Annotated in this window: 11 protein-coding genes; 7 read left to right on the top strand and 4 right to left on the bottom strand. The window is 70.7% G+C overall.

The genetic code is table 11. The features are described 5' to 3' along the window. Positions 1-86: 86 nt before the first annotated feature. From ABEA10_RS48870 to ABEA10_RS48885, 4 genes are all read right to left on the bottom strand, one after another. Positions 87-1,838: an NAD(P)/FAD-dependent oxidoreductase gene (locus tag ABEA10_RS48870; protein ID WP_345475556.1), complete on the bottom strand. Its 1,752-nt coding sequence runs from the start codon at positions 1,836-1,838 to the stop codon at positions 87-89. Positions 1,839-2,346: 508 nt separating this feature from the next. Further along, positions 2,347-3,015 (bottom strand): class I SAM-dependent methyltransferase, encoded by a 669-nt coding sequence (locus ABEA10_RS48875; protein ID WP_345475557.1) that lies wholly within the window; start codon positions 3,013-3,015, stop codon positions 2,347-2,349. 33 nt (positions 3,016-3,048) lie between these two features. Beyond that, positions 3,049-5,001 carry an AfsR/SARP family transcriptional regulator gene (locus ABEA10_RS48880; protein ID WP_345475558.1) on the bottom strand — a complete coding sequence of 651 codons (1,953 nt, stop codon included), beginning with the start codon at positions 4,999-5,001 and terminating at the stop codon, positions 3,049-3,051. A gap of 96 nt (positions 5,002-5,097) precedes the next feature. After that, positions 5,098-7,140, bottom strand: coding sequence for a sigma-70 family RNA polymerase sigma factor (locus ABEA10_RS48885; protein ID WP_425551068.1), 2,043 nt, complete (start codon positions 7,138-7,140; stop codon positions 5,098-5,100). Positions 7,141-7,426: 286 nt separating this feature from the next. Here ABEA10_RS48885 and ABEA10_RS48895 point away from each other — a divergent pair, with 286 nt between their 5' ends. The 7 genes from ABEA10_RS48895 (at position 7,427) to ABEA10_RS48925 (ending at position 20,932) form a co-directional block, all read left to right on the top strand. Further along, positions 7,427-7,621 carry a hypothetical protein gene (locus ABEA10_RS48895; RefSeq protein WP_345475559.1) on the top strand — a complete coding sequence of 65 codons (195 nt, stop codon included), beginning with the start codon at positions 7,427-7,429 and terminating at the stop codon, positions 7,619-7,621. 87 nt (positions 7,622-7,708) lie between these two features. Continuing rightward, positions 7,709-8,233 (top strand): truncated hemoglobin, encoded by a 525-nt coding sequence (locus ABEA10_RS48900; RefSeq protein WP_345475560.1) that lies wholly within the window; start codon positions 7,709-7,711, stop codon positions 8,231-8,233. Then, complete coding sequence (locus ABEA10_RS48905) at positions 8,230-9,897, top strand: FAD-dependent monooxygenase (protein WP_345475561.1); 1,668 nt, start codon at positions 8,230-8,232, stop codon at positions 9,895-9,897. The genes ABEA10_RS48900 and ABEA10_RS48905 overlap by 4 nt, the downstream gene beginning before the upstream one ends. Before the next feature lie 14 nt (positions 9,898-9,911). Then, positions 9,912-11,174, top strand: coding sequence for an MFS transporter (locus ABEA10_RS48910; RefSeq protein WP_345475562.1), 1,263 nt, complete (start codon positions 9,912-9,914; stop codon positions 11,172-11,174). A gap of 294 nt (positions 11,175-11,468) precedes the next feature. Continuing rightward, positions 11,469-12,743 (top strand): NAD(P)/FAD-dependent oxidoreductase, encoded by a 1,275-nt coding sequence (locus tag ABEA10_RS48915; protein ID WP_345475563.1) that lies wholly within the window; start codon positions 11,469-11,471, stop codon positions 12,741-12,743. A gap of 188 nt (positions 12,744-12,931) precedes the next feature. Next, positions 12,932-14,599, top strand: a complete 1,668-nt coding sequence (locus ABEA10_RS48920) for an NAD(P)/FAD-dependent oxidoreductase (RefSeq protein WP_345475564.1) — start codon at positions 12,932-12,934, stop codon at positions 14,597-14,599. 111 nt (positions 14,600-14,710) lie between these two features. Further along, positions 14,711-20,932: an SDR family NAD(P)-dependent oxidoreductase gene (locus ABEA10_RS48925; protein WP_345475565.1), complete on the top strand. Its 6,222-nt coding sequence runs from the start codon at positions 14,711-14,713 to the stop codon at positions 20,930-20,932. The last annotated feature ends 39 nt before the right edge of the window (positions 20,933-20,971 follow it).

Raw genomic sequence — 20,971 nt, forward strand, 5'->3', positions numbered from 1 at the left:
CCGCCCCCGAACCCCCGGAATACCGGCGCCAGGCCCCGCGTGGGCCCTTCGCACCTGTCCGGGAGTCCGCGTCGGGCGGGGATCGGTCACCTGGTGGCGTACCGCCTGCGCTGCCGCAGCCGCAGTCCCTTACGCAGTTTGCGCACCCGGGTGTCGGCCATGTCCCACAGAGTGCTCACGGCCGTGAGCGTGAGCAGGATCGTGCCGTTGACCGCCATGACCGGCGGCCGGTACTCCTTGCCCGTGGCCGCCACGAACTCCGGTTCTTTGGTGGCCGCGAGGCTGAGGTCGGCCTGTTCCATACGGTGGACGCGCGGCAGCTTCCACAGGCCCGGCAGCGCGGAGTACGCGCGCATGGCCGCCTTGGTCGGCGGCAGCTCGACGCCGTTGTCAAGACGCCACCGGGCCCGCCGCTCCAGGCCTCGGTGCCACGCCTCGATGATGCCGGCGACCCGATGCGGATCCACGCGGTGCCACGGAGCCGACTGCGACAGGTACAGCCGCCGGGTCAGGTTGGTGCGGAGCCGGATCTGCTCCTGCGTCTCCCGGTCCGAGTAGCCGCCGTCCGTCTCCAGGAGCCAGCGGACCGCACGGAACCTGCCCAGCAGCGTCGCCCCGAAGATCATGTAGTCGAGCATGTGATCGAGGATGAAGAAGCGGCTGTCGGCGATGGCCGGGCTGTACTTCGACTTCACCATCGACCGCATGATCCGCCAGTCCGCCGTGACGGCCCGGTTGACGTGGTCGATGTAGTCGGTGTCGAGCCGGTCCTGCTTGACGTCCTGCTCGGCGATGTTGGCGATGTGCCAGGACGTCGTCATCGACAGTGAGATGCCCTGGCTGTAGAACGCATCGATGATCGAGGAGGCGTCGCCCACCATGGCGTAGCGGCGTGGCGAGACGAACGTGTCGGTCAGGTGCTGGACGTCGCGGTAAGCGCTGAACTCCAGGACGTTGTCCTCGCTGAGCCAGTCCAGCAGCGGGTAGCGGCGCAGCACCTTCCAGAAGACCTCGCGGGCGTTGCCCTCCTCCGGAGGACGGCCGCGGTGGTAGGTGACACCGACGCTGATCCGGTCTCCGGCGAGCCTGATGAGCCAGATCCAGTAGCCGTCGCCCCACAGGTGCATGGTGTTGTGGTCGCGGCGCGCGACGACCCCGTCAGGGAAGGTGTAGTTCCACCGGTCGTCGAAGAGGTCGCTGGTGCAGCCGGAGAACTGCGCCCACGCGGCCGTGGTCCTGAAGTCATCGTCCAGCGGCAGGGTGTGGCCGAACTTTCGCGCCAGCAGCCGGTTGCGGCCAGAGCAGTCCACCACCCAGCGGGCGGCGATCTCGCCGCTCTCTCGCTTGTCGCGGGAGCTCCAGTGCAGCAGGTGGTCATCGCCGTCCTCACCCAGCCGCACGTCGCGGACCAGTCCCCGTTCGTTCAGGTCGAGTCCCGGGGTGCGCCGCGCGCGGTCGCGGAGCTCGGCCTCGACCTCGGGGCGGACGATCTGCGCGTCCTTGAAGAGGGCCCGTGGGAAGAGAGGGTCGTGGAACTTGTCGATCCAGCTCTGCGGGATGTGGCTCTCGAAGCCCCACTCGGAGACGGAGGAGTCGAAGCTGCTGCGGCCCTCCAGGCCGTGCACCATCCAGAAGCCCTCTTTCTCGAAGGACTCGTTGAGACGGTCGTCCAGGTCCCCGAGAGTTCGCAGGAAGGCATTGGAGAAGATGAGCAGGGACTCGCCGACCTTGTAGCTGGAAAGCTGCTTCTCCGTCGGCTGGTCGATGCACACCACCGACAGACCGCGTTTGGTGAGGGCGATGGCATTGATCAGCCCGACGATACCGGAACCGATCACACAGACATCGGCGTGTGTGCGCTCTACCGTTTCCTCTTGAGTAGCCACAAGGGACCTCTCTGATTGGCTGAGCCAAGGATTCAGGACGGCAATGGACAAGGGCGAACCCGCCACAAAGGTGAGCCTGGGGAAAACTCATCCCGTACTGAGCAGGCGAGTGCCGTGGCCGGCCTCGTACGGAATCTCGCGCACGCGCACGTTCTCCTCCCCCGGGCTCGAGGGAAGGCGGCCGGAGGATTCCGTGCCCGCACCTCTCCTCCTGGCAGGGTCGTCCAGCAATTACCGAGCATGCATGAGCCGGAACCGGCTGTCTTCTTCGTCGTTGCTGAGTTGTGCGCTTACCGTAGGAGGAGGGTTTCTGTCGCCGGGCGTATGCCGTTTTCGGTCCGTATCCGGTTGAATTTTCAATTCCGAAATCCGCGACGAGGACTAGACGAGGATCATCAGAGCCGGCCGTCTCATTCTCGCGGCCGGGTACGGCTCATCCTCGCCGGTCCTGCGGCGTGCGTCAGAGGCCCGCCCGGAAGACCGCGAGCCAGAAACGCCCCCCGCCCGGACCGGCCGGGTATCGGACGTCGTCCACCCGCTGACGGACGAGGCCCCCGGTCGCGAACGCCTCGATCTCGGCGCGGGTCAGCGGCCATGGCGGAACCGGGCTCTTCGGTTCCGTCGTCTCGGCCGCCGCCGTGACGACGACGAGCGTGCCGCCCGGTGCCGTCAGCCCGGATACCGCGGAGATGGCACGGCCGCGCTCCGGGTCGGGCAGCGCCTGGACGGTCTGCACCTCGACCACCAGGTCGAAAGCGCCCGGCCAGGTGGCCGGCGGGTCCAGCAGGTCCGCCTGGACGTAGCGGACATCGGACCGAGGGAAGCGGTGGCGTGCCATCCGGATCGCGCTGGCGGACAGGTCGAAGGCCACCGTGTCGAATCCGAGACCCGCGACGAACTCCGCGTCGTCGCCGAGCCCGCAGCCGATCACGACCGCCCGTCGGCCGGCACAGGAGAGGTTCTCGTCCCGCGCCCAGTTCACGAGCAGCGGCTGCGGACCGCCGCGGTCCCACGGCACCGACGTCCGCCCGAGGGACGCGGCGGCGTACAGGGGCTCGAACCAGCCGGTCGGATCACCGGCCGCCAGAGACTCCACCGCGAGGCGGTTGGCGGTGTGGCCGTCGCTCACGAGACCTCCCGATCGAGTGGCGGAAAGTGCCGCTCATCCCATCACCGCCAGTGTGCCGCCTTCGGCCGGCCACGGCCGGGCGATCGCATCACGCGGGCGTCCGGTGCACGGCTCCTCCTGCGCGCAGTAGGCCGCGTACACGTCGATGAGCGCCGGGAAGCGGTAACGGTTCCGGCCGGCGGGCTCCAGCAGGTGGTCGGCGGCGAGAAGCTCGAGGAGTTGTTCGGCGGTCATCCGGCTGACACCCGCCAGGACCGCCGCCCCGGACACGGTGATCAATCGTGCGCCGTACCGCCCGAGCAACCGGAACATGCGCGCCGCCTGAGGCGGCAGGTCACAGTACGACGCGGCGAAGATGGAGCGCAGACTGGCCGTGGCGTCCCCGGCGACCGTCAGCCGGTCCAGCCGTCCCCGCCTGGCCGCGTACCTGCCGGCCAGGCCCGCGGGCGTCATCGAGGGGTCGGCGGCGAGTTGTTCCGCGACGATCCGCAACGCGAGCGGGACGTGGCCACAGAGTTCGGCGAGGCGCCGCGCGTCCGCCGTCCGGGACGCCAGCCGTCCCGGACCGGCGAGATAGGTCAGCAGTTCCAGCGACTCGCGCGGCGCCAACGGCGCCAGCCGGACGCGCCGGGCGCCGTCCCGTGCGACCAGCCCGGCCTGCCGCCGCCTGCTCGTCACGAGCACGCAGACCGGTCCGTCGGGTATCAAGGGCCGTACCTGCTCGGCGCCGGACGCGTCGTCGAGCACGATGAGCATCCTGCGGTCGTGCAGGAGCCTCCGGTACAGCGCCGCCCGGTCCTCCAGCCGTGAGGGCATCGAAGCCTCACGGACGCCCAGGCCGCTCAGGAGCGAGGCCAGCGCGGCGGACGCGCTCAGCGGGCCGCGGTCCGGGTTGAACGCGCACAGGTCGGCGAAGAGCTGACCGTCCGGGTACAGCCCGGACAAGCGGTGCGCGACGTGCACGGCCAGCGCCGTCTTGCCCACCCCCGCCGCCCCGTCGATCACGACCAACGTGGCTCCCGCGCCGCCGGCATTCCGGCGTGGAGTGAGGGCGTCACGCAACAGTGCGCGCTCGCGTTCCCGGCCCACGAAGCCACGGACGTCCGGCGGGAGCTGCGCGGGCCGTGGCATCGCCGGCCCCGGAGCGTCCCGCGGATCCGGCTCGGCCGGGGCCACGGCCGGCGCCGTCTCCGTGAGACCGTACGGGATCGCGTCGAAGGAGCCGGTCAGGATCTGCTCGTGCAGCCGCTGAAGGTCCGGCCCGGGCTCGATGCCCAGTTCCTCGCCCAGCAGGCGCCAGGTCTCCCGGTACAGCGTGAGGGCGTCCGCCCGACGGCCTCCCCGGTACAGGGCCAGCATCAGCAGCCACCGCAGCCGTTCCCGCAGCGGCTCCTTGGCGACCAGTTCCGCCAGCACGCCGGTGACCTCCGTGTGACGCCCGGCGGCCAGCAGCGCGGCGGCCCAGTCCTCCACGGCCGTCAACCGCATCTCCGCCAGGTGCGTACGCTCCAGCTCCGCGAACGGACCGGACAGGTCGACGTAGGCGTCGCCACGCCACAACCCGAGCGCCGCTTCGAAGGCCTCCAGCGCCGCCTTCGGCCGCCCTTCGGCGTTCAGCCGCCGGGCCCGCGTGTGCAGCCGCAGGAACCGCTCGACGTCGACGTTCTCCGGGTCCATTCGCAGGCTGTAGCCGTTCTCGGAGGTGACGATGAGCCCGCCGGACTCCCGCCTGCCCCGCTCCGGCTCAAGGACCTTGCGCAGCCTCGCGATATAGACGTGTACGCAGTTGGCCGCCGACTTGGGAGCGTTCCGCCCCCATACCGCGTCGATGATCTCGTCCGGCCGCACCTCGTCGTTCACCCGGCGTCCCAGCAGACCGAGGACGGCACGCTGTTTCGACGGTGCGATCACCACTTCCCGGCCGTTCCGCCAGATCCGCATCGGACCCAGCAGTTCAAGGCGCAGTGGTTCACATGTGTCTGACAAGACCGGTCGCCTCACTTCGTCTGCGTTGCCGTTGTCGCGCCACTTTCGGGCCGCCGAGTCATTCCGGCCGGGGCCGGAGCGGCCTGGGCGGTGCGTTCAGAGCGGGATATTGCCGTGCTTCCCTCGGCCGGCGGGCCTGCCCTCCTGCTGGGCCGCGAACACCTCCAGCATCCGGACGCGGCTCTGGGACGGATCGATGACCCCGTCGATCACACCCAGCCGGACGCCGTGGTCCAGGTCGCGGTTCGCCTCGCGATGTTGCTCGATCAGGCGGGTTCGCATCGGCTCGCGTTCGTCCTCCGGTACGGCCGCGATCTTCTTCCAGTGGAGGACCCGGACCGCCGACTCCGCGCCCATCACGCCGACTTCGGCTTCCGGCCAGGCGAAGATCGCCGTGGCCCCCAGGGAACGGGAGTTCATCGCGATGTAGGCTCCGCCGTACGACTTGCGGGTTACCAATGTCACGCGCGGTACCCGCGCCTCCGCGAACGCGTACAGGAGTTTCGCGCCGCGCCGCACGACGCCGCTCCACTCCTGCCCGACGCCCGGAAGGTAGCCGGGCACGTCGACGAGAACGATCAGCGGGATTCCGGCGCAATCGCACATTCGCACGAAACGCGCCGACTTCTCCGCGCTCAGCGAATCCAGGCATCCGCCTTTGCGCAGCGGGTTGTTGGCGATGACACCGACCGTGCCGCCGCCCAGTCTGCCCAGGCCGATCACGACGTTGGCCGCCCACTTCGGCTGCAGTTCGAGGAAGTCGCCGTCATCGACGATCTCGTGCACCAGCGGACGCACGTCGTACGCCCGGCGCGGCGACTCGGGCAACAACGCCCGCAGGTCCTTGGGCGGTCCCGCGGCGCCGACCTGGAACGATCCGGGCCGGCCGAGGAGGTCGGCGAGCCGGCGAGCGGTGTCGAACGCGGCGTCCTCGGACTCGGCGGTCACGTGGGCGACTCCGGACTTGCGGCCGTGCGCCTCGGCACCGCCCAGGCCCTCCATGTCGATCTTTTCACCCGTGACGCTCGAGACCACGTCCGGGCCGGTGACGAAGATCCGCCCGGCGGGCGCCATGATCACCAGGTCGGTGAGCGCGGGTCCGTACGCGGCACCTCCCGCGGCCGGGCCGAGTACGACGGAGATCTGCGGCACGACACCGGATGCCCGGATCATCGCCGCGAAGATCTGCCCGATGCCGTGCATCGACTCGATGCCGTCGCCGATCCTCGCGCCGCCGGAGTGCCACAGGCCGATGATCGGGCAGCCTTCGCCGGCGGCGAGGTCGATGGCCTCGGCGATCCGTGCGCATTCGGCCAGGCCCAGCGCGCCGCCTCGCCGCGTGGCGTCGGTGCAGAAGGCGATGACCTTCAGCCCGTCGATCTGGCCGCGTACGGTCGTCGTCGCGATCTCGTCCGGCTCGTGCAGCATCACCGGGGACCCGGGATCCAGCAGACGGGTGAGCCGGTTGAGCGGTGCACGGGGATCGTCATCCCGCCTGGACGCTGTGGGCATGGGGGCGGTGGACGTTTTCACCACATGTTCTCCTTGCGATTTCTCGTGGGGCGGCTGATGCGGCGAAACGCTCGGCGGTCCCTGCCCTCGTGACTTCTTCACCTGGCGCGAGCCGGTCGATCCGATGCCGTCGAACTTCGCGCGGAGCTGACGCAGGCCGCGTTGCCGATTCCGGTGGACCGTCCCCCAATGGACTCCGAGCAGCAGTCCCGCCTCTTCAAGCGAGTAGCTCTCGATGTCGACGAGCCTGATCGCGGCCGCTTCCCTCGCCGTCAGGCTGTTGAGCAGGGCGGCGACGACCAGGCGATCCTCACATTCTCGGAGCCCGCCGTCGTGGCTTCGTTCGGTATCCAGTGCGTGCTCGAGGGCCAGGGTCCGGGAAAGGCGTTGTCGCCTTCGCCACGAGTCGCGGATGATGTTCTTCGCGGTCACCAGAAGATATGCCACCTTGTTGGGATGGGCTTCGAAGTTCTGGCGGGCCTTTTTGGCGGTGATTTTTAGATATACCTCCTGCACGACTTCCTCGGCCTCGTGCGGATCGCCCAATAACTGCACGACTCGCGTGTACAGGGCCGGCCGGATCTCGATGAACAGATCATTAAAATCCTTCGCCTCGTCCACGGTCATCGCCTCTCGAGCATCGCCGGCCGGACTGAGTGCCCCCAGGTGGACCTGGTAGAGGCGGATTTCACGAATCACTGATCGCGGGATCGGTCATTTGCCCGTGCCGCCGTCACCGCTACCGCGGTGGGTGCGGCACCGCTGCTCACTGAGGTTCGCAAATGGCTCGGATGCTGTCTTCTCCGAGATTGCCGCTGACGCAAGGGGTTGTCCTGATCCGGCCATCAATCACAACAGCGGTGTGCCGTGTTCGTGGCTTATATGACGCTGTTCCGCTCGAAAGGAGACTGCTATGCCCGAGACCGTCGTGAGCGAGCTCAGGGTCTGGGACCGGCTCGAGGTCTGGGACGAGGCCGAGGTCTGGGACGAGCTCAGGGTCTGGGACGAGTTCAAGGTCTGGGATGAGCTCAAGGTCTGGGATGAGCTCAGGGTCTGGGATGAGCTCAAGGTCTGGGACGAGCTCAAGGTCTGGGACCGGGCCGCCTGATCCGGTCGGTCCTGTTCATCCAGTACGGCGCGGGAACGTCGCTCGGCGTCCCCGCGCTGTCACATCCCGAGGAGAACCGGAGCGACCATGCCGTCCACACCAGCGCCGAAGCATGACGGAAAGGTCCTTCTCGTCGCCGACCAGGGCGTGAGATCGGCCGAGCACATGTCCAGGGCCGACGTCGACCAGAGGGTCGATGACTTCTATGCGGGCATCGGCGGTGAGAACTTCTTCCGCGCTCTCGCGGACCGGTTCTACGAACTCGTCTCCGAGGACGATCTGCTGGCCCCGCTGTTCCCGGTCGCCGACTGGCCGCGCCAGGCGGAGCGCCTCGCGGCGCACTACATCCAGCTGTACGGCGACAACGACCTGACGGCGGCATGGGACCCTCACCTGCACCAGGCGCACAGTCACTGGCTCATCACCAGAGAGCAGCGGCTGCGCTGGCTCGCGCTGATGAAGCGCGCGGGTGAGCTCATGCAGGCGCCGGAACCCCACTTCAGCGAGTTCATGACGATCATGAAGATCGCGAGTGGCGAGATGATGGCGGTCTCGCGCGGTGCCGCGATCGCGCGGGGCAAGCGCTTCCACTGGGACGGTACCGAAAAATGAGCCGGCGGCCGGCCGGCCGGATCGCGGTGGTGGGGGCGGGGTCCGCCGGAGCGTTCTTCGCGCTCGAACTCTCCCGGCTGCGTCCCGGCGTGCCGATCGATCTCTATGAACGGGGTGGTGCGCCGCCCGGTGCCGGCATCGTGCTCTCCTGGGAGTTCGCCGACCGCATCAAGGCCGATCACCCGCAGGTCCTCGACATTCCCGGCTCCGCCATGGCGACGTGGGATCGCACTCTCACGGTGGTGGACACCGAGCGGGTGTGGTCCGGGGCGTACGGGATGTTCGGGGTGTCCAGGGAGGAGTTCCAGCGCCACGCGCGGGATCTGGCGTCCGGGTTGCCGAACGTCACCTTCCGGCGGCGCACCGTCTCAGGCCGCCCGGGCGAGCCGGGAGACCACGACCTGGTCGTCGTGGCCGATGGCGCGAGGAGCCGGACGCGGGCGTCGCGCGAGGGAGAGTTCGGCACACGCGCGTTCCCGGGCCGGACGCGCTTCCTCTGGATGAGCACGCCGATCGCCCTGGAGCCGACCTTCGTGCTCAAGCCGGTGTCCGGCGGGTTGCTGATCGTCCATTCCTATCCTCACGGGACGGACGTGAGCACCTTCATCGTCGAGGCGGACATCGAGGTCATCGCCGCTCAGGGCCTGTACGACCGGCCCTCGCCCGAGGTCGAGACGCTGCTGGCGGAGATCTTCAAGGACGAGTTGCGCGGGGCGCCGCTACGCGCCCAGACCGGGGGATGGCGGGCCTTCTCCACGATCACCAACGAGCGGTGGCACAGCGGCCCCCTCGTTCTCATCGGGGACGCCGCGCACACGGTGCACTTCTCGACCGGCTCGGGCACCGCGTTGGCGATCGACGACGCCCGCTGTCTCGCCCGGGCGCTCGCGGAGAGGTCCTCGGCGGCGGAGGCGCTCGCGGAGTACGAGGCGGAGCGGAGGCCGGTGATCCAGGCCGCGCAGGCCGAGGCGGACGAGAGCCGGCGGTGGTTCGAGACGCTCAGCCGCCGTGAGCGGGTCCGGGGGCATCAGACGGTGTTCGCGCTGCGCAGCCGAAGAGCGGCGAACACCTACGGCCGGCTGCGCGCCCGCGACCCGGAGTTCGTCGACGCGGCGGTACGCACGCTGGCCGGCGGCCCGGCCGACGGCGAACCGGCCGACCTGCCGATCGGGCTCGGCGGCATCCGGCTCACCGGCCGCTGCGCCGCGGTCGAAGACGACGGCCGGGGAGGTCCCGTGCTCCGGCTACCGGCGGCGGACGGGTATGTTCCCTGCCCGGTCCTCGACGCCGGCGGTCCGCCTCCGGACCCGGTTCCGCGCTGCGCGCTGGTCGCGGGCGACCCGGACGCCGGCCTCGGGGCCTTCGTGCGGAGGCTCCGCTCCGGCGGCGCGTCCGCCGTCGGCCTGCTCGTACCGGCCGCGGAGCCCGCGAAGGCGAAGGAGACGACGGCGGCCGGCTGCGACTTCCTCGCGGTGCCGTCGCTTCCCGGGAACGGGCGCGGCGAGCGGACGCGCGCCGCCGACGAGGCCCGTTATGAATGCGGACTTCCCGTGTTGCTGCTTTCGGCCGAGCCTTTCTCGCGAGATGAGATCAACACTCTTATCCTCGGGGGCCGGATCGACTTATTCGCTTATGTCGGCGGGCTGAAGGCCGATATTTCCTGAGCTCCACGTGTTCGATGGTCGGTGACCGGCGAAAGGCGAGACCAGTGGCGAAAACCTGGGTGCGGCGGCTTCTCCCAGAGCCTGGACCCGGTCGGCTCCTCCTGTTGTGCACCGCTGTGGCCAGTCTCGGCAATGGCCTGTACATGACAGGTGGTGCCGTCTATTTCGTGCGCAAGGTCGGCCTTTCGCCAGGCCAGGTCGGACTCGGGCTGTCCATCGCCGGGGTCCTCGCGCTGCCGATCGGTGTTCCTGTCGGCTATCTCGCCGACCGGTTCGGCCCGCGGGGCACGACCGCCGTACTGGCCCTGGGCAAGGCGCTGATGCTCACCCTCGCCGCCTTCGTGCATTCGTTCGCGACATACGTCGTGGTCGCCGCCGTTCTCGGTGTCGCCGAGAACACCGGCCACGTCGCGCGTGGCGCGCTGGTGGCGGGCGTCATGGGCCGCGACGGCCGGGTACGGCTCTCGGCGTACATGCGAAGTGTCTTCAACGGTGGCTTCGCGCTGGCCTCTCTCGCCGCCGGAATCGTCATCGCCGTCGACAGCACGGGAGCCTACCGGGGACTCTTCTTCGGCAACGCCGCCGCGATGGTCACCGTCTCCGCGCTGTACATGAGGTTGCCGCGCGTTCCCGGCGTGCGCCCCGAGGGACGCGAACGCTCCGGGCTGGGCGCGCTGCACGACGTGCCGTACGTCCTCGTCGCACAGGTGGCCGGCCTGGCCCGTATCGGCCCGACGATCGTCGCCGTCGGCATTCCGGTGTGGCTGGTCACCCACACGTCCGCGCCGCGGCCGCTCGCCGCGTGGCTGACGTTGATCAACACGCTGATCGTCGTGTTCCTCCAGGTGCGCGCCGCCCGTGGCGCCGACACGGTCCCGGGCGCCTCGAGACTGCAACGCTGGACGTTCATGGTGATCGCGGGCGCCTGTGTCATCACCGGCTTCTCCCGCGGGGTCCCCGGCTGGAGCGCGGGCCTGATCCTGGCCGCCGCCGTCGTCCTGTTCACGTTCGGGGAGATCTGGGGTGAGGCGGCCCGCTGGGGGCTGCGGTACGAACTGGCGCCCGGCAAGCTGCAGGGCCAGTACGGCGCCGCCTTCGCCATCGGTGACGCCGTGGCCCTGATCGTCGGCCCCACGCTCGTCACGGCGGTGCCGGACCGGCTCGGTCTCGCCGGGTGGCTCCTGCTCACGGCTCTCTTCCTCGCGGCCCTGGCCCTGAGCCGGCCCGCCGTGCAGTGGGCCGTTCGCACCCGGCCGGTCGCGCCCGACACGCCCTGACCCCGCCGGGGCCGGCCCGTCACTCGCCGGACCTTACGCACGGCATCGCCCCTGGGCACCCGCCCTCGCCCCCGCCCGGTCCCGGACCCGCGGAACGGTGGACATGAACCGCTGCCGCTCGACCGGGACCGGTGGCGTGCCCGCCTTTCCGGACTCCCCGCGGGCGGGCCGATCGCGGCACCGTCCGATCCAGACAACGTGCAGATCGAATTCAGATGCTCCCGCGCATGCTGGGTCCGGCGTACCGCGTACTCCCAAGCGTGCGCGACCGGTTCGGAAAAGGGAAGGTCACGGATGTCGTCCACTGTCTTCGGGATTCCTGACGATTTCGACGTCGTCATCATCGGCGGCGGCCCCGCCGGCGCCACCGCCGCGGGCCTGCTCGCCCAGCGCGGGCGCCGTGTGCTCGTCCTCGAGAAGGAGCGTCACCCGCGGTACCACATCGGCGAGTCACTCATCCCGGCGGTCATGCGCCCCATGGACGAGCTGGGTCTGACCGACCTGATGGACGAGCGCGGCTTCGAGCGCAAGTACGGCGGAAGCCTCGTCTGGGGGAACGAGCAGATCCCGTGGAACTTCTCGTTCATCAAGGGCGGCAAGTTCAGCCACGCCTACCACACGCGCCGGGCCGACTTCGACGCCCTCATCCTGAACCGCGCGCGCGAACTCGGCGCGTTCGTCATGGAGGAGACCACCGTCAAGGACACCATCGAGAACGAGGACGGTCGTGTCGTCGGCGTCCGGTACCAGATCCGCGGCATGGACGAGGTGCGCGAAGCGCGTGGCTCGCTGGTCGTGGACGCGTCGGGGCAGGCCCGCATCCTCAGCCGTAAGTACGCCGACGTCACCTGGCACGACGAGCTGCGGAACGTCGCCGTGTGGACGTACTTCGACAACTGCCACCGGCTCCCGGGCGACGAGTGGACGAACATCCTCATCGAGGGGCTCGAGGAGGGCTGGTTCTGGGCCATCCCCATCGAGAAGGGGAACATGAGCGTCGGGTACGTGACGCGCTCGGAGAAGGTCGGCAGCACCGACAAGTCGCTCCAGGAGGTGTTCAACGCCGAACGCGAGCGCACCACCCGGCTCAAGGAGCTCCTCAAGGACGCCCGCCAGGCGAGCGGCTTCCGTACCGCGCGCGACTGGTCCTACACCGGCACCAAGTTCTACGGCGACGGCTGGGTGCTGGTCGGCGACTCGGCCGCGTTCGTCGATCCGCTGTTCTCCACCGGTGTGGCGCTGGCGACCCTCGCGGCGAGCGTGCTGGCGAAGGTCATCCACAAGATCCTGGACCATCCGGCCATCGAGCAGGAGGCGCTGAGGCGCTACTCCGACGCGTACAAGTCCTTCTTCGACGAGATCCGGATGTTCGTCGAGCGCTTCTACGACCGGACCCGGCACAAGGAGTTCTACTACGGCCTCGCGCAGGAACTCGTCGACCCGGAGAAGAAGAACGAGCCCTCGAAGGACTTCGTGACGCTGATCTCCGGACTCAGCGGACAGCACGCGCTCTTCAAGATCGACCTTGAGGACGTCGAGCTGGACTCGCTGACCGCCACATCCTCCTGACCGGCCGGGGTGGCGGACACCGCGTCACCACCCGCCGGCCCCCGAACCTCGCCGTCCGGGCCGCGACCGCGATGCCCCGGACGGACGAGGCCGGGATCCGTCATCCCGGCGGCCGTCCTGCGGACGTCCGCCGACGCTCGCAGCCGGTCCGCGAAACCACGAATGCCCTACAGAACCAGGAATGAAGGGTGAGGGAGTTGACGCAGAACAACACCTCCCGAACGTCCGCCGACCAGTACGACGTGGCGATCCTCGGGAGCGGCATGGCCGGGGGCATGCTCGGAGCCGTACTGGCCCGCAACGGGGTCAAGGTGCTCCTCCTCGACGCGGGCACGCACCCGCGGTTCGCGGTGGGCGAGTCGACGATCCCCTACACGTCGGGGATGACGCGCCTCATCGCCGATCGGTACAACGTGCCCGAGCTCAAGGCGATGTCCAGCTTCAAAGGCGTCCAGGAGCACGTGTCCCGCAACTGCGGCCGCAAGCAGAACTTCGGCTTCGTCTACCACGAGGCGGGCCGGCCGCAGGATCCCGAGCAGATCAACCAGCTGGTCGTTCCGGCGCTGCTGCGCACCGAGACCCACCTGTTCCGGCAGGACGTCGACGCGTACCTCTTCCAGGTGGCGGTCAAGCACGGCGCGCACCCCCGGCTGAACACCCGTATCGCCGAGATCGACATCGACCCCGACTCCGGCGCGGTCCTGCGCACGGAACGCGGTGAGGAGTTCCGGGCGAGCTACGTCGTCGACGGCAGCGGCTTCCGGTCCCCCCTGGCGGAGAAGTTCGAGCTTCGCGAGACGCCGACCCGCGCGCGTACGCACTCGCGCTGCCTGTTCACGCACATGGTCGGGGTCACCCCCTTCGACGAGGCGCCCGCCGCCAAGAATCACCGGCAGCCCAACCCGTGGCACAACGGAACCCTGCACCACGTGTTCGAGGGCGGCTGGCTCTGGGTCATCCCGTTCGACAACCACCCCGGCGCGATGAACCCGCTGTGCAGCATCGGCCTGACCCTCGACCCACGGGTCTTCCCCAAGGGCGACATGTCACCGCAGCAGGAGTTCGACGCGTTCCTGGAGCGTTTCCCGCAGATCGCGCACCAGTTCAGGAACGCGAAGGCGGTGCGGCCGTGGGTGTCCACCGGCCGGCTGCAGTACTCGGCCAAGCAGGTGGTGGGCGAGCGGTTCTGCCTGACCTCGCACGCGGCCGGGTTCATCGACGCCCTGTACTCCCGCGGTCTCACGAACACCCTGGAGATCATCAACGCCCTGGGCTGGCGGCTCATCGCCGCGTCCCGGGACGGTGACTGGTCCTATGAGCGGTTCGCGTACCTGGAGGCGCTCCAACAGGGGTTGTTCGACTTCCACGACGATCTGGTCTACAGCTCCTTCGTCGGCTTCGGGAACTACGAGCTGTGGAACGCCGTGTGCCGCACGTGGATGCTCGGCACCATGCTCGGCAACGTCATGCTCGAGGACGCCTACTACCGCTACATCAAGGAAGGCGACGACCAGGTCTTCCTCGAACTGGAGCAGAGCGCCTGTCCCGGGTCGCCCCTCCCGGTCAGCGAGGGCTTCAACGAGATGGGCGTGGCAACGCGCGAGCTGTGCCGCCAGGTCGAGGACGGGTCGCTGGCGGCCGAGGAGGCGGCGCGCCAGATCCTCGACCGGATCAAGAACGCCGACTTCATCGCACCCTCCTTCCGTCTCGGCGAACGCGACACGCGGTGCTTCAACATGACGCCGATGAAGATGGCCAAGAACGCGATCTGGTGCCGTCGCGAGGCGCCGCCGCAGGTCGGTCCGCGCATGATCCGGGCGAGCAAGGGCCTCGTGCGGATGCGGTTCAAGGAGTAGCAGCCCCGCCACCGTCACCGTGGCAGGAGCCGTCCACCGCGGGAGCCGGGGCGCCGGGCGCGATCGGCGCACCGGACCCCGCGGTCATCATCGAGGACACAAAGGCAGCGTATGGACGCGAACGCAGCAGAGGAAATCGCGGAACCGATCGCCATCGTCGGCATGGCGGGCCGGTTCCCCGACGCGCCGGACGCCGGGAGCCTGTGGCGGCTCCTGATGGAAGGCGGCGACGCGATCAGGCCGGTTCCGGCGGACCGGTGGGACACGTCCGCCCCGCTCGATCCGGAGCGGCGGATCCAGGCGGTCGGCGGCTTCATCGATGGAGTGGACCTGTTCGACGCGGGTTTCTTCGGCGTCTCCCCGCGCGAGGCGGAGGCGATCGACCCGCAGCAGCGGCTGCTGCTGGAGATGAGCTGGCTCGCGCTGGAGGACGCCGGGCAGCGGGCCGGTGACCTCGCCGGCAGCCATACGGGTGTCTACGTCGGGGCGTCCTGGCATGACTATGAGATCCTCCGCCGCGAGCGCGGGGCCCGTGCCACCCCGCACAGCCTGGTCGGCAACGCGCTCGACGTGATCGCGGCGCGCCTCTCGTACTTCTTCGGCCTGCGCGGGCCCAGCCTCACCGTCGAGACGGGATGCTCGTCGTCGCTCGTCGCGTTGCACCTCGCCGCGCAGGCACTTCGGCAGGGCGAGATCGGCTCGGCGATCGTCGGCGGGACCAATCTCATGCTGGACCCGCACGTCACCATCGGGCTGACCCACTTCGGCGGGCTGTCGCCCGACGGCCGCTCGAAGTCGTTCGCCGCGTCCGCGAACGGCTTCGTGCGCGGTGAGGGCGTCGCGGTCCTGTACCTCAAGACGCTGGAACGCGCGCTGCGCGACGGCGACCGGATCCACGGTGTCGTCGCGCGTACGGCGGTCAACAACGACGGCGGAGGGGACAGTCTCGTCACGCCGAGCCGGGCGGGTCAGGAGGACCTGCTGCGCCAGGTCTACGGTGACGGCGCCGTGCCCCTAGACGCGCTGGCCTACATCGAGGCGCACGCGACCGGCACGGGACGCGGCGACCCCATCGAGACGAACGCCATCGGCAACGTCGTCGGGCGCGGGCGTACGTGCGGGCCCCTGCCGATCGGCTCGATCAAGACGAACATCGGGCACCTGGAGGCCTGCGCCGGGCTCGCCGGCCTGTTCAAGATCCTTCTCGCCCTCCGGCACCGGGTGGTGCCGCCGAGCCTGCACTCGGAGGAGCTGAACCCCGCGATCCCCTTCGAGGAGCTCAACGTCCAGGTGGTGCGCGAACCGCTGCGCCTGCCGGAGACCGACCCGATCTATCTCGGGGTCAGCTCCTTCGGGTGGGGCGGCACGAACGCCCACGTCGTGATCACCGGGGCGCCGCGGACCACGGACGGGACGGATGACGAGAGCCCGGCTCTGGGCCTGCCCGCCCTGCTGCCGATCTCCGCCAAGCACCCGGCCGTGCTGGCGGAGCGCGCCGCCCTGCTGAGCGACGATCTGCCGGAGGAACCGGACGGTCTCCCGGCGCTCGCCGGCGCCCTCGCCTGGCGGCGTGACCACTTCCCGGTACGCGCGGCGGTGATCGCGGACGAACCGGAGCGTGCCCGCGCCGCGCTCGGCGCGCTGGCCTCGGGAGAGGACGAGCCGGACGCGCCCGGCCTGGTGACCGGACGGGCCACCGGCCGTGGCCGGGTGGCGTTCGTCTTTCCCGGCCAGGGCTCCCAGTGGGCGGGGATGGGACGCGAGCTCTACCGGGACAGCCCCGTGTTCGCGCGTGTCGTACGCCGCTGCGCCGACGCGCTGCGGCCTCACGTCTCATGGGATCCCCTCACCGTCTTCCTCGGCGAGTCCGGGGACGAGTGGATGACCCGGATCGACATGCTCCAGCCGACGCTGTGGGCGATGTCGCTCGGCCTGGCCGAGCTTTGGCGTGCCGCCGGCGTCGAACCCGACGTCGTCCTCGGCCACAGCCAGGGTGAGATCACCGCGGCGACGCTCGCCGGTGTCCTCTCGTACGAGGACGGCGCCCTCGTCATGGCGCGGCGCAGCGCCATCGCCCGTCGCACCTCGGGACGGGGCCGCATGCTCGCGGTCGATCTCGACCGTGACGCCGCGCTGCGGGCCCTCGACGGTTTCGAGGACAGCGTCGCGCTCGCCGTGCACAACGGGCCTCGTTCGTGCGTCCTGTCCGGCGACGAGGACTCCGTGCTGATGCTCAAGGAGCTGCTGGACGCCGAGGAGATCTTCTGCCGCCTGGTCAACGTCGACTACGCCTCCCACAGCCCGCAGATGGACGAGCTGCGCGATGACCTGCTCGCCGCGCTCGCTCCGGTGGCACCGCGGGCCGGAGACGTCGAACTGCTGTCGACCGTCCGTAACCGCCGCCTGGACGGCCCGGAGATGGACGCGGCGTACTGGGTGGAGAACCTGCGCCGTCCCGTGCTGTTCGCGGACGCGATGAGCACGCTGTTCGACGAGGGCGTCACCCACGTCGTCGAGGTGAGCCCGCATCCGGTGCTGACCCCGGCGCTGGAGCAGCTCGCCGCGGACCGCGCCGAGCCGCCGGTCGCCCTGCCGACGCTGCGTCGCGACCACGGGGGACCCGAGAGCTTCGCGCTCGCGCTGGGGCGTGCGTACGCCGCCGGCCTGGAGCCGTTCGGCGGCCTGCCCCGGCGGCACCTCGCCGAGGCTCCCGGGTACCCGCTGCACGGAGAGCGCCACTGGACGCCGGTGCGCCGGCGCGGCCCGGCCACGGCCGCGGGCTTCGACGTCGCGCTCCTCCCGGCGCCCGGCGAGCCGGACACCTGGCACGGCGAGCTGGGCATCGACACCGACGACCTGCCGTGGCTGCTCGACCATCAGGTGTACGACGCGCCGGTCCTGCCCGGCGCGGCCATGCTCGGCGTGGTGGTGAGCACGGCGCGGGCGCGCAGGGGGGCCGCGCCCCGCCGTGTGGACGACGTCGTCTTCGGCAGTGCGCTCGCGCTCGGCGGCGGATCGGTCCGGCTGACCGCCGAGTGGCGGGACGACCTCGCCGACGGTGGCGGGTTCCGGCTCCTTTCGCTGCCCGAGAGCGGCGAAGCCTGGGTCGTGAACGCGACCGCGCGGGTCTCCTTCGCCGACGCCGGCGGCCCGCCCGCTCCGGAGTTCCCGGCCTGGGCCGATGACGGCGCCGGAAGCGGCGACGCCTTCTACCGGCGGTGCGCCGAACGAGGACTCGGCTACGGGCCCATGTTCCAGAGTGTGCGGTCGGTGCACGTCCGGGAGGGAGACGCCGAGGCGGCGGGGCGGGTCCGGCTCGCCGACCGGCTGCTGCCGGGCAACCGTCCGCACACGCTGCTGCACCCGGCTCTGTGGGACGGCGCCCTCCAGGTGGCGCTCTCGCTGTTCGACGGTGACGAGGCGCTGGTGCCCACGGCCGTACGCGCCGTCCGGCTGCTCGGCGACCCGGCCGAGCCCGTGACCGAGGTGTGGTCCCACGCCGTTCGCCGTGACGACGGTCTCGTGGACGTTCGCGTCTTCGACGCGACACGGGTTCCCCTCATGGTCATGGAGGGGCTCGCGCTGGAGCCACTGCCCGGCGCGGCCCCGGCCGCGGCCGGAGCCGAGCGCCGGCACCACATCCGCTGGATCGACGTGACGGAGGGTAGGTCCGGCGACGCGCCGGCGTCACCCGGCCGGTGGATCGTCTTCGGTGACGCCGCGCTCGGTACGGCCCTGACGCTCGCCGGAGCGGAGCTCGTCGCCGTCGCGGATCCGGAGACGGCCGGGGCGATCGACCTTCCCCACGTCGACGGAGTCGTGTACGCCGTGCCCGCTGCGGGCGCGGAACTCGGCACGTACCGTCTCGGCCTCGAGCGGCTGACCCGGCTCGTGGGCGCCTGTGCCGGCATGGGCGTTCCGCCGCGCCTGGCGGTGGTCACCGCGCTGGCCCAGGCGGTCACGCCGGCCGACCGCCCCGACCCCGGAGCCGCCCTTTACTGGGGTTACACCCGCGTGCTGCGCCGCGAGCACGGCGAGCTGAACGCCCGTGCGATCGACGTCGACCCGTCCGCGCCGGACTGGGCGACCGCCTGCGCGGCCGAAATCCTCTTCGGTGAGGAGGACCAGGTGGCCCTGCGCGGCGAGCGGCGCCTGGCCGCCCGGCTGACCGCGGGCGAGACGGCCGGCACGCCGGCGGCCGAACTGCCGCCGCCCCGTACCGCGGCGCAGCCGTTCCGCGTCGCCGTCCTGCGTCCCGGGCGGCCCGACGGTGTCGGCTGCGTTCCGGCGGCCCGGCGGGAACCGGGGCCCGGCGAGGTGGAGATCGAGGTCTGCGCCACCGCGCTCAACCCCACCGACGCGCTCAAGGCGGCCGGCGCGTTCCCCGGCCCGCCGGACGAGGCCGCCGCCGTCCTGGGAGACGAGTGCATGGGCCGCGTCGTCGCCGTCGGCCCCGACGTCGCCCTGGTGTCACCGGGGGATCGGGTCGCCGCGTGCGTCCCCGGGGCCCTCGCCTGCCACGTGACGGTGCCCGCCGCGCGGGTGCTCCCCGTGCCCGGCGGTCTCGACGACGCGCAGGCCGCCGGGCTGCCCCTGGTCATGGCGATGGCCTGGTACATGCTCGTCGACCACGGCCGCGTCAGCGCGGACGAAACCGTCCTGATCCAGGCGGCCGCCGACACGGTCGGTCTGGCGGCGGTGCACGTCGCGCGGCTCCTGGGCGCACGCGTCCTGGCCACCGCCGACACCGAGGGCAAGCGCGCTCACCTGCGCAAGATGGGGATCGGCGGCGTCTTCGACTCGCGTGATCTGTCCTGGGCCGAGGGCGTGCGGGCCGCGACGGAGGGCCGTGGCGTCGACGTGGTCCTCAACTTCCTGCCCGGCGTGGCGATCTCTGCGGGGCTGGACGTCCTCGCCCCCGGCGGGCGGTTCGTCGAGGCCGGCCGGCAGGACATCATGAAGGGCCGCCGCGTCGGCCTCAGCGCGTTCGCCAAGGGCATCACCCTCTCCGCCCCGGACGTGAGAGGGATGGCCCAGCGTGACCCCGCGAGGTTCGTCCAGATTCTTCGGACCGTCTGGGAACACATCCGCTCCGGCGACCTCGAACCGCTGCCGGTGCACCGGCGCCCGTTCGCACGGGCCGGTGCGGCGCTGTTCGAGATGGCGCGGAACCAGCACGTCGGTCGTATCGTGCTCACGGAGCCACAGAGCGTGGAGACGGTCACCGCCGTGCCCATGCCCGGTGGCAGGTTCCGCGCCGACGGCACCTACCTGGTCACCGGTGGCCTGGGGGCGCTCGGCCTGTCGTTCGCGCGGTTCCTCGCCGACCACGGCGCTGGAGCCATCGCCCTCATGGGCCGGTCGGAGCCCGACGACACCACGGCGAAGCTCCTGGCGCGGATGCGCGAGGCCGGAACACGCGTCGAGACCGTCCAGTGCGACGTCGCGGACGCCGCGGCGCTACGGCGGAGCCTCGCGTCGCTGCGGGCGGACCTGCCGCCGCTGCGCGGCGTCGTGCACGCCGCCGGACTTCTCGACGACGCGACGATCCAGAACCTGACCGGTGAGCAGATCGCCCGGGTTCTCGCGCCGAAGGCCGACGGGGCGCACAACCTCGACGAGGCCACCGCGGAGGACCCGCTCGACCTGTTCGTGCTGTTCTCCTCGGCCGCCGCGCTCGTCGGCAACGCCGGCCAGGCGGCGTACGCCGCCGGCAACGCCTTCCTGGACGCGCTCGCCGAGGCGCGCCGCAGGCGGGGTGTGCCCGCGCTGAGCGTGCAGTGGGGACCGTTCACCGGGATCGGTCTCGCGGCGGCCGACGAGCAACGCGGCGCCCGGCTCGAAGAGCGCGGCATGGGCGGGATCACCGTGGAGGAGGCGTGGCCGGCGCTCGCCGACATGCTCGGCCAGGACGAACCGGTCATCGGCTACGTGCCGCTCGATCCGCGACGCTGGTTCGACGCCTATCCCGACACGGCGGCGCTGCCGAGCTGGGAACTGCTGTACGAGGTCGCCCGGCGGGGCGGCGCAGCCGACGTGTCCGGCGGGGAGTTCCGCGCCCTCGTGCGGCAGGCCGCACCGGAGGCCAGGGCGGAGCTGGTGGAGCAGAAGGTGCGCGAGCTGGCCGGCCGCGTGCTGCGCGCCGACCCGGCCCGTATGGAGCCGGAGACACCGTTCAAGGCGCTCGGCCTTGACTCGCTCATGAGCCTCGAGCTGCGTAATCGCCTGGAATCGGCGTTCGGTCTGCGGCTCTCGCCGACTCTCCTGTGGACCTACTCGACCACGAGGACGCTGGCCGGCGCGCTCTGTGAGCAGTTGTCCGACGTGTCCTGACGCGCGACGAAGCCTCTCATTCGACAGCGAGGAAACGAC

Source organism: Actinoallomurus oryzae (assembly GCF_039541955.1).
GTDB lineage: Bacteria > Actinomycetota > Actinomycetes > Streptosporangiales > Streptosporangiaceae > Actinoallomurus > Actinoallomurus oryzae.

What these genes read in the sequence shown, in the direction of transcription:
- ABEA10_RS48885 (WP_425551068.1), bottom strand. Translation starts at nt 7,140, where the DNA reads ATGACCGTGGACGAGGCGAAGGATTTTAATGATCTGTTCATCGAGATC.
- ABEA10_RS48925 (WP_345475565.1), top strand. Translation starts at nt 14,711, where the DNA reads ATGGACGCGAACGCAGCAGAGGAAATCGCGGAACCGATCGCCATCGTC.
- ABEA10_RS48915 (WP_345475563.1), top strand. Translation starts at nt 11,469, where the DNA reads ATGTCGTCCACTGTCTTCGGGATTCCTGACGATTTCGACGTCGTCATC.
- ABEA10_RS48895 (WP_345475559.1), top strand. Translation starts at nt 7,427, where the DNA reads ATGCCCGAGACCGTCGTGAGCGAGCTCAGGGTCTGGGACCGGCTCGAG.
- ABEA10_RS48905 (WP_345475561.1), top strand. Translation starts at nt 8,230, where the DNA reads ATGAGCCGGCGGCCGGCCGGCCGGATCGCGGTGGTGGGGGCGGGGTCC.
- ABEA10_RS48900 (WP_345475560.1), top strand. Translation starts at nt 7,709, where the DNA reads ATGCCGTCCACACCAGCGCCGAAGCATGACGGAAAGGTCCTTCTCGTC.
- ABEA10_RS48910 (WP_345475562.1), top strand. Translation starts at nt 9,912, where the DNA reads ATGGTCGGTGACCGGCGAAAGGCGAGACCAGTGGCGAAAACCTGGGTG.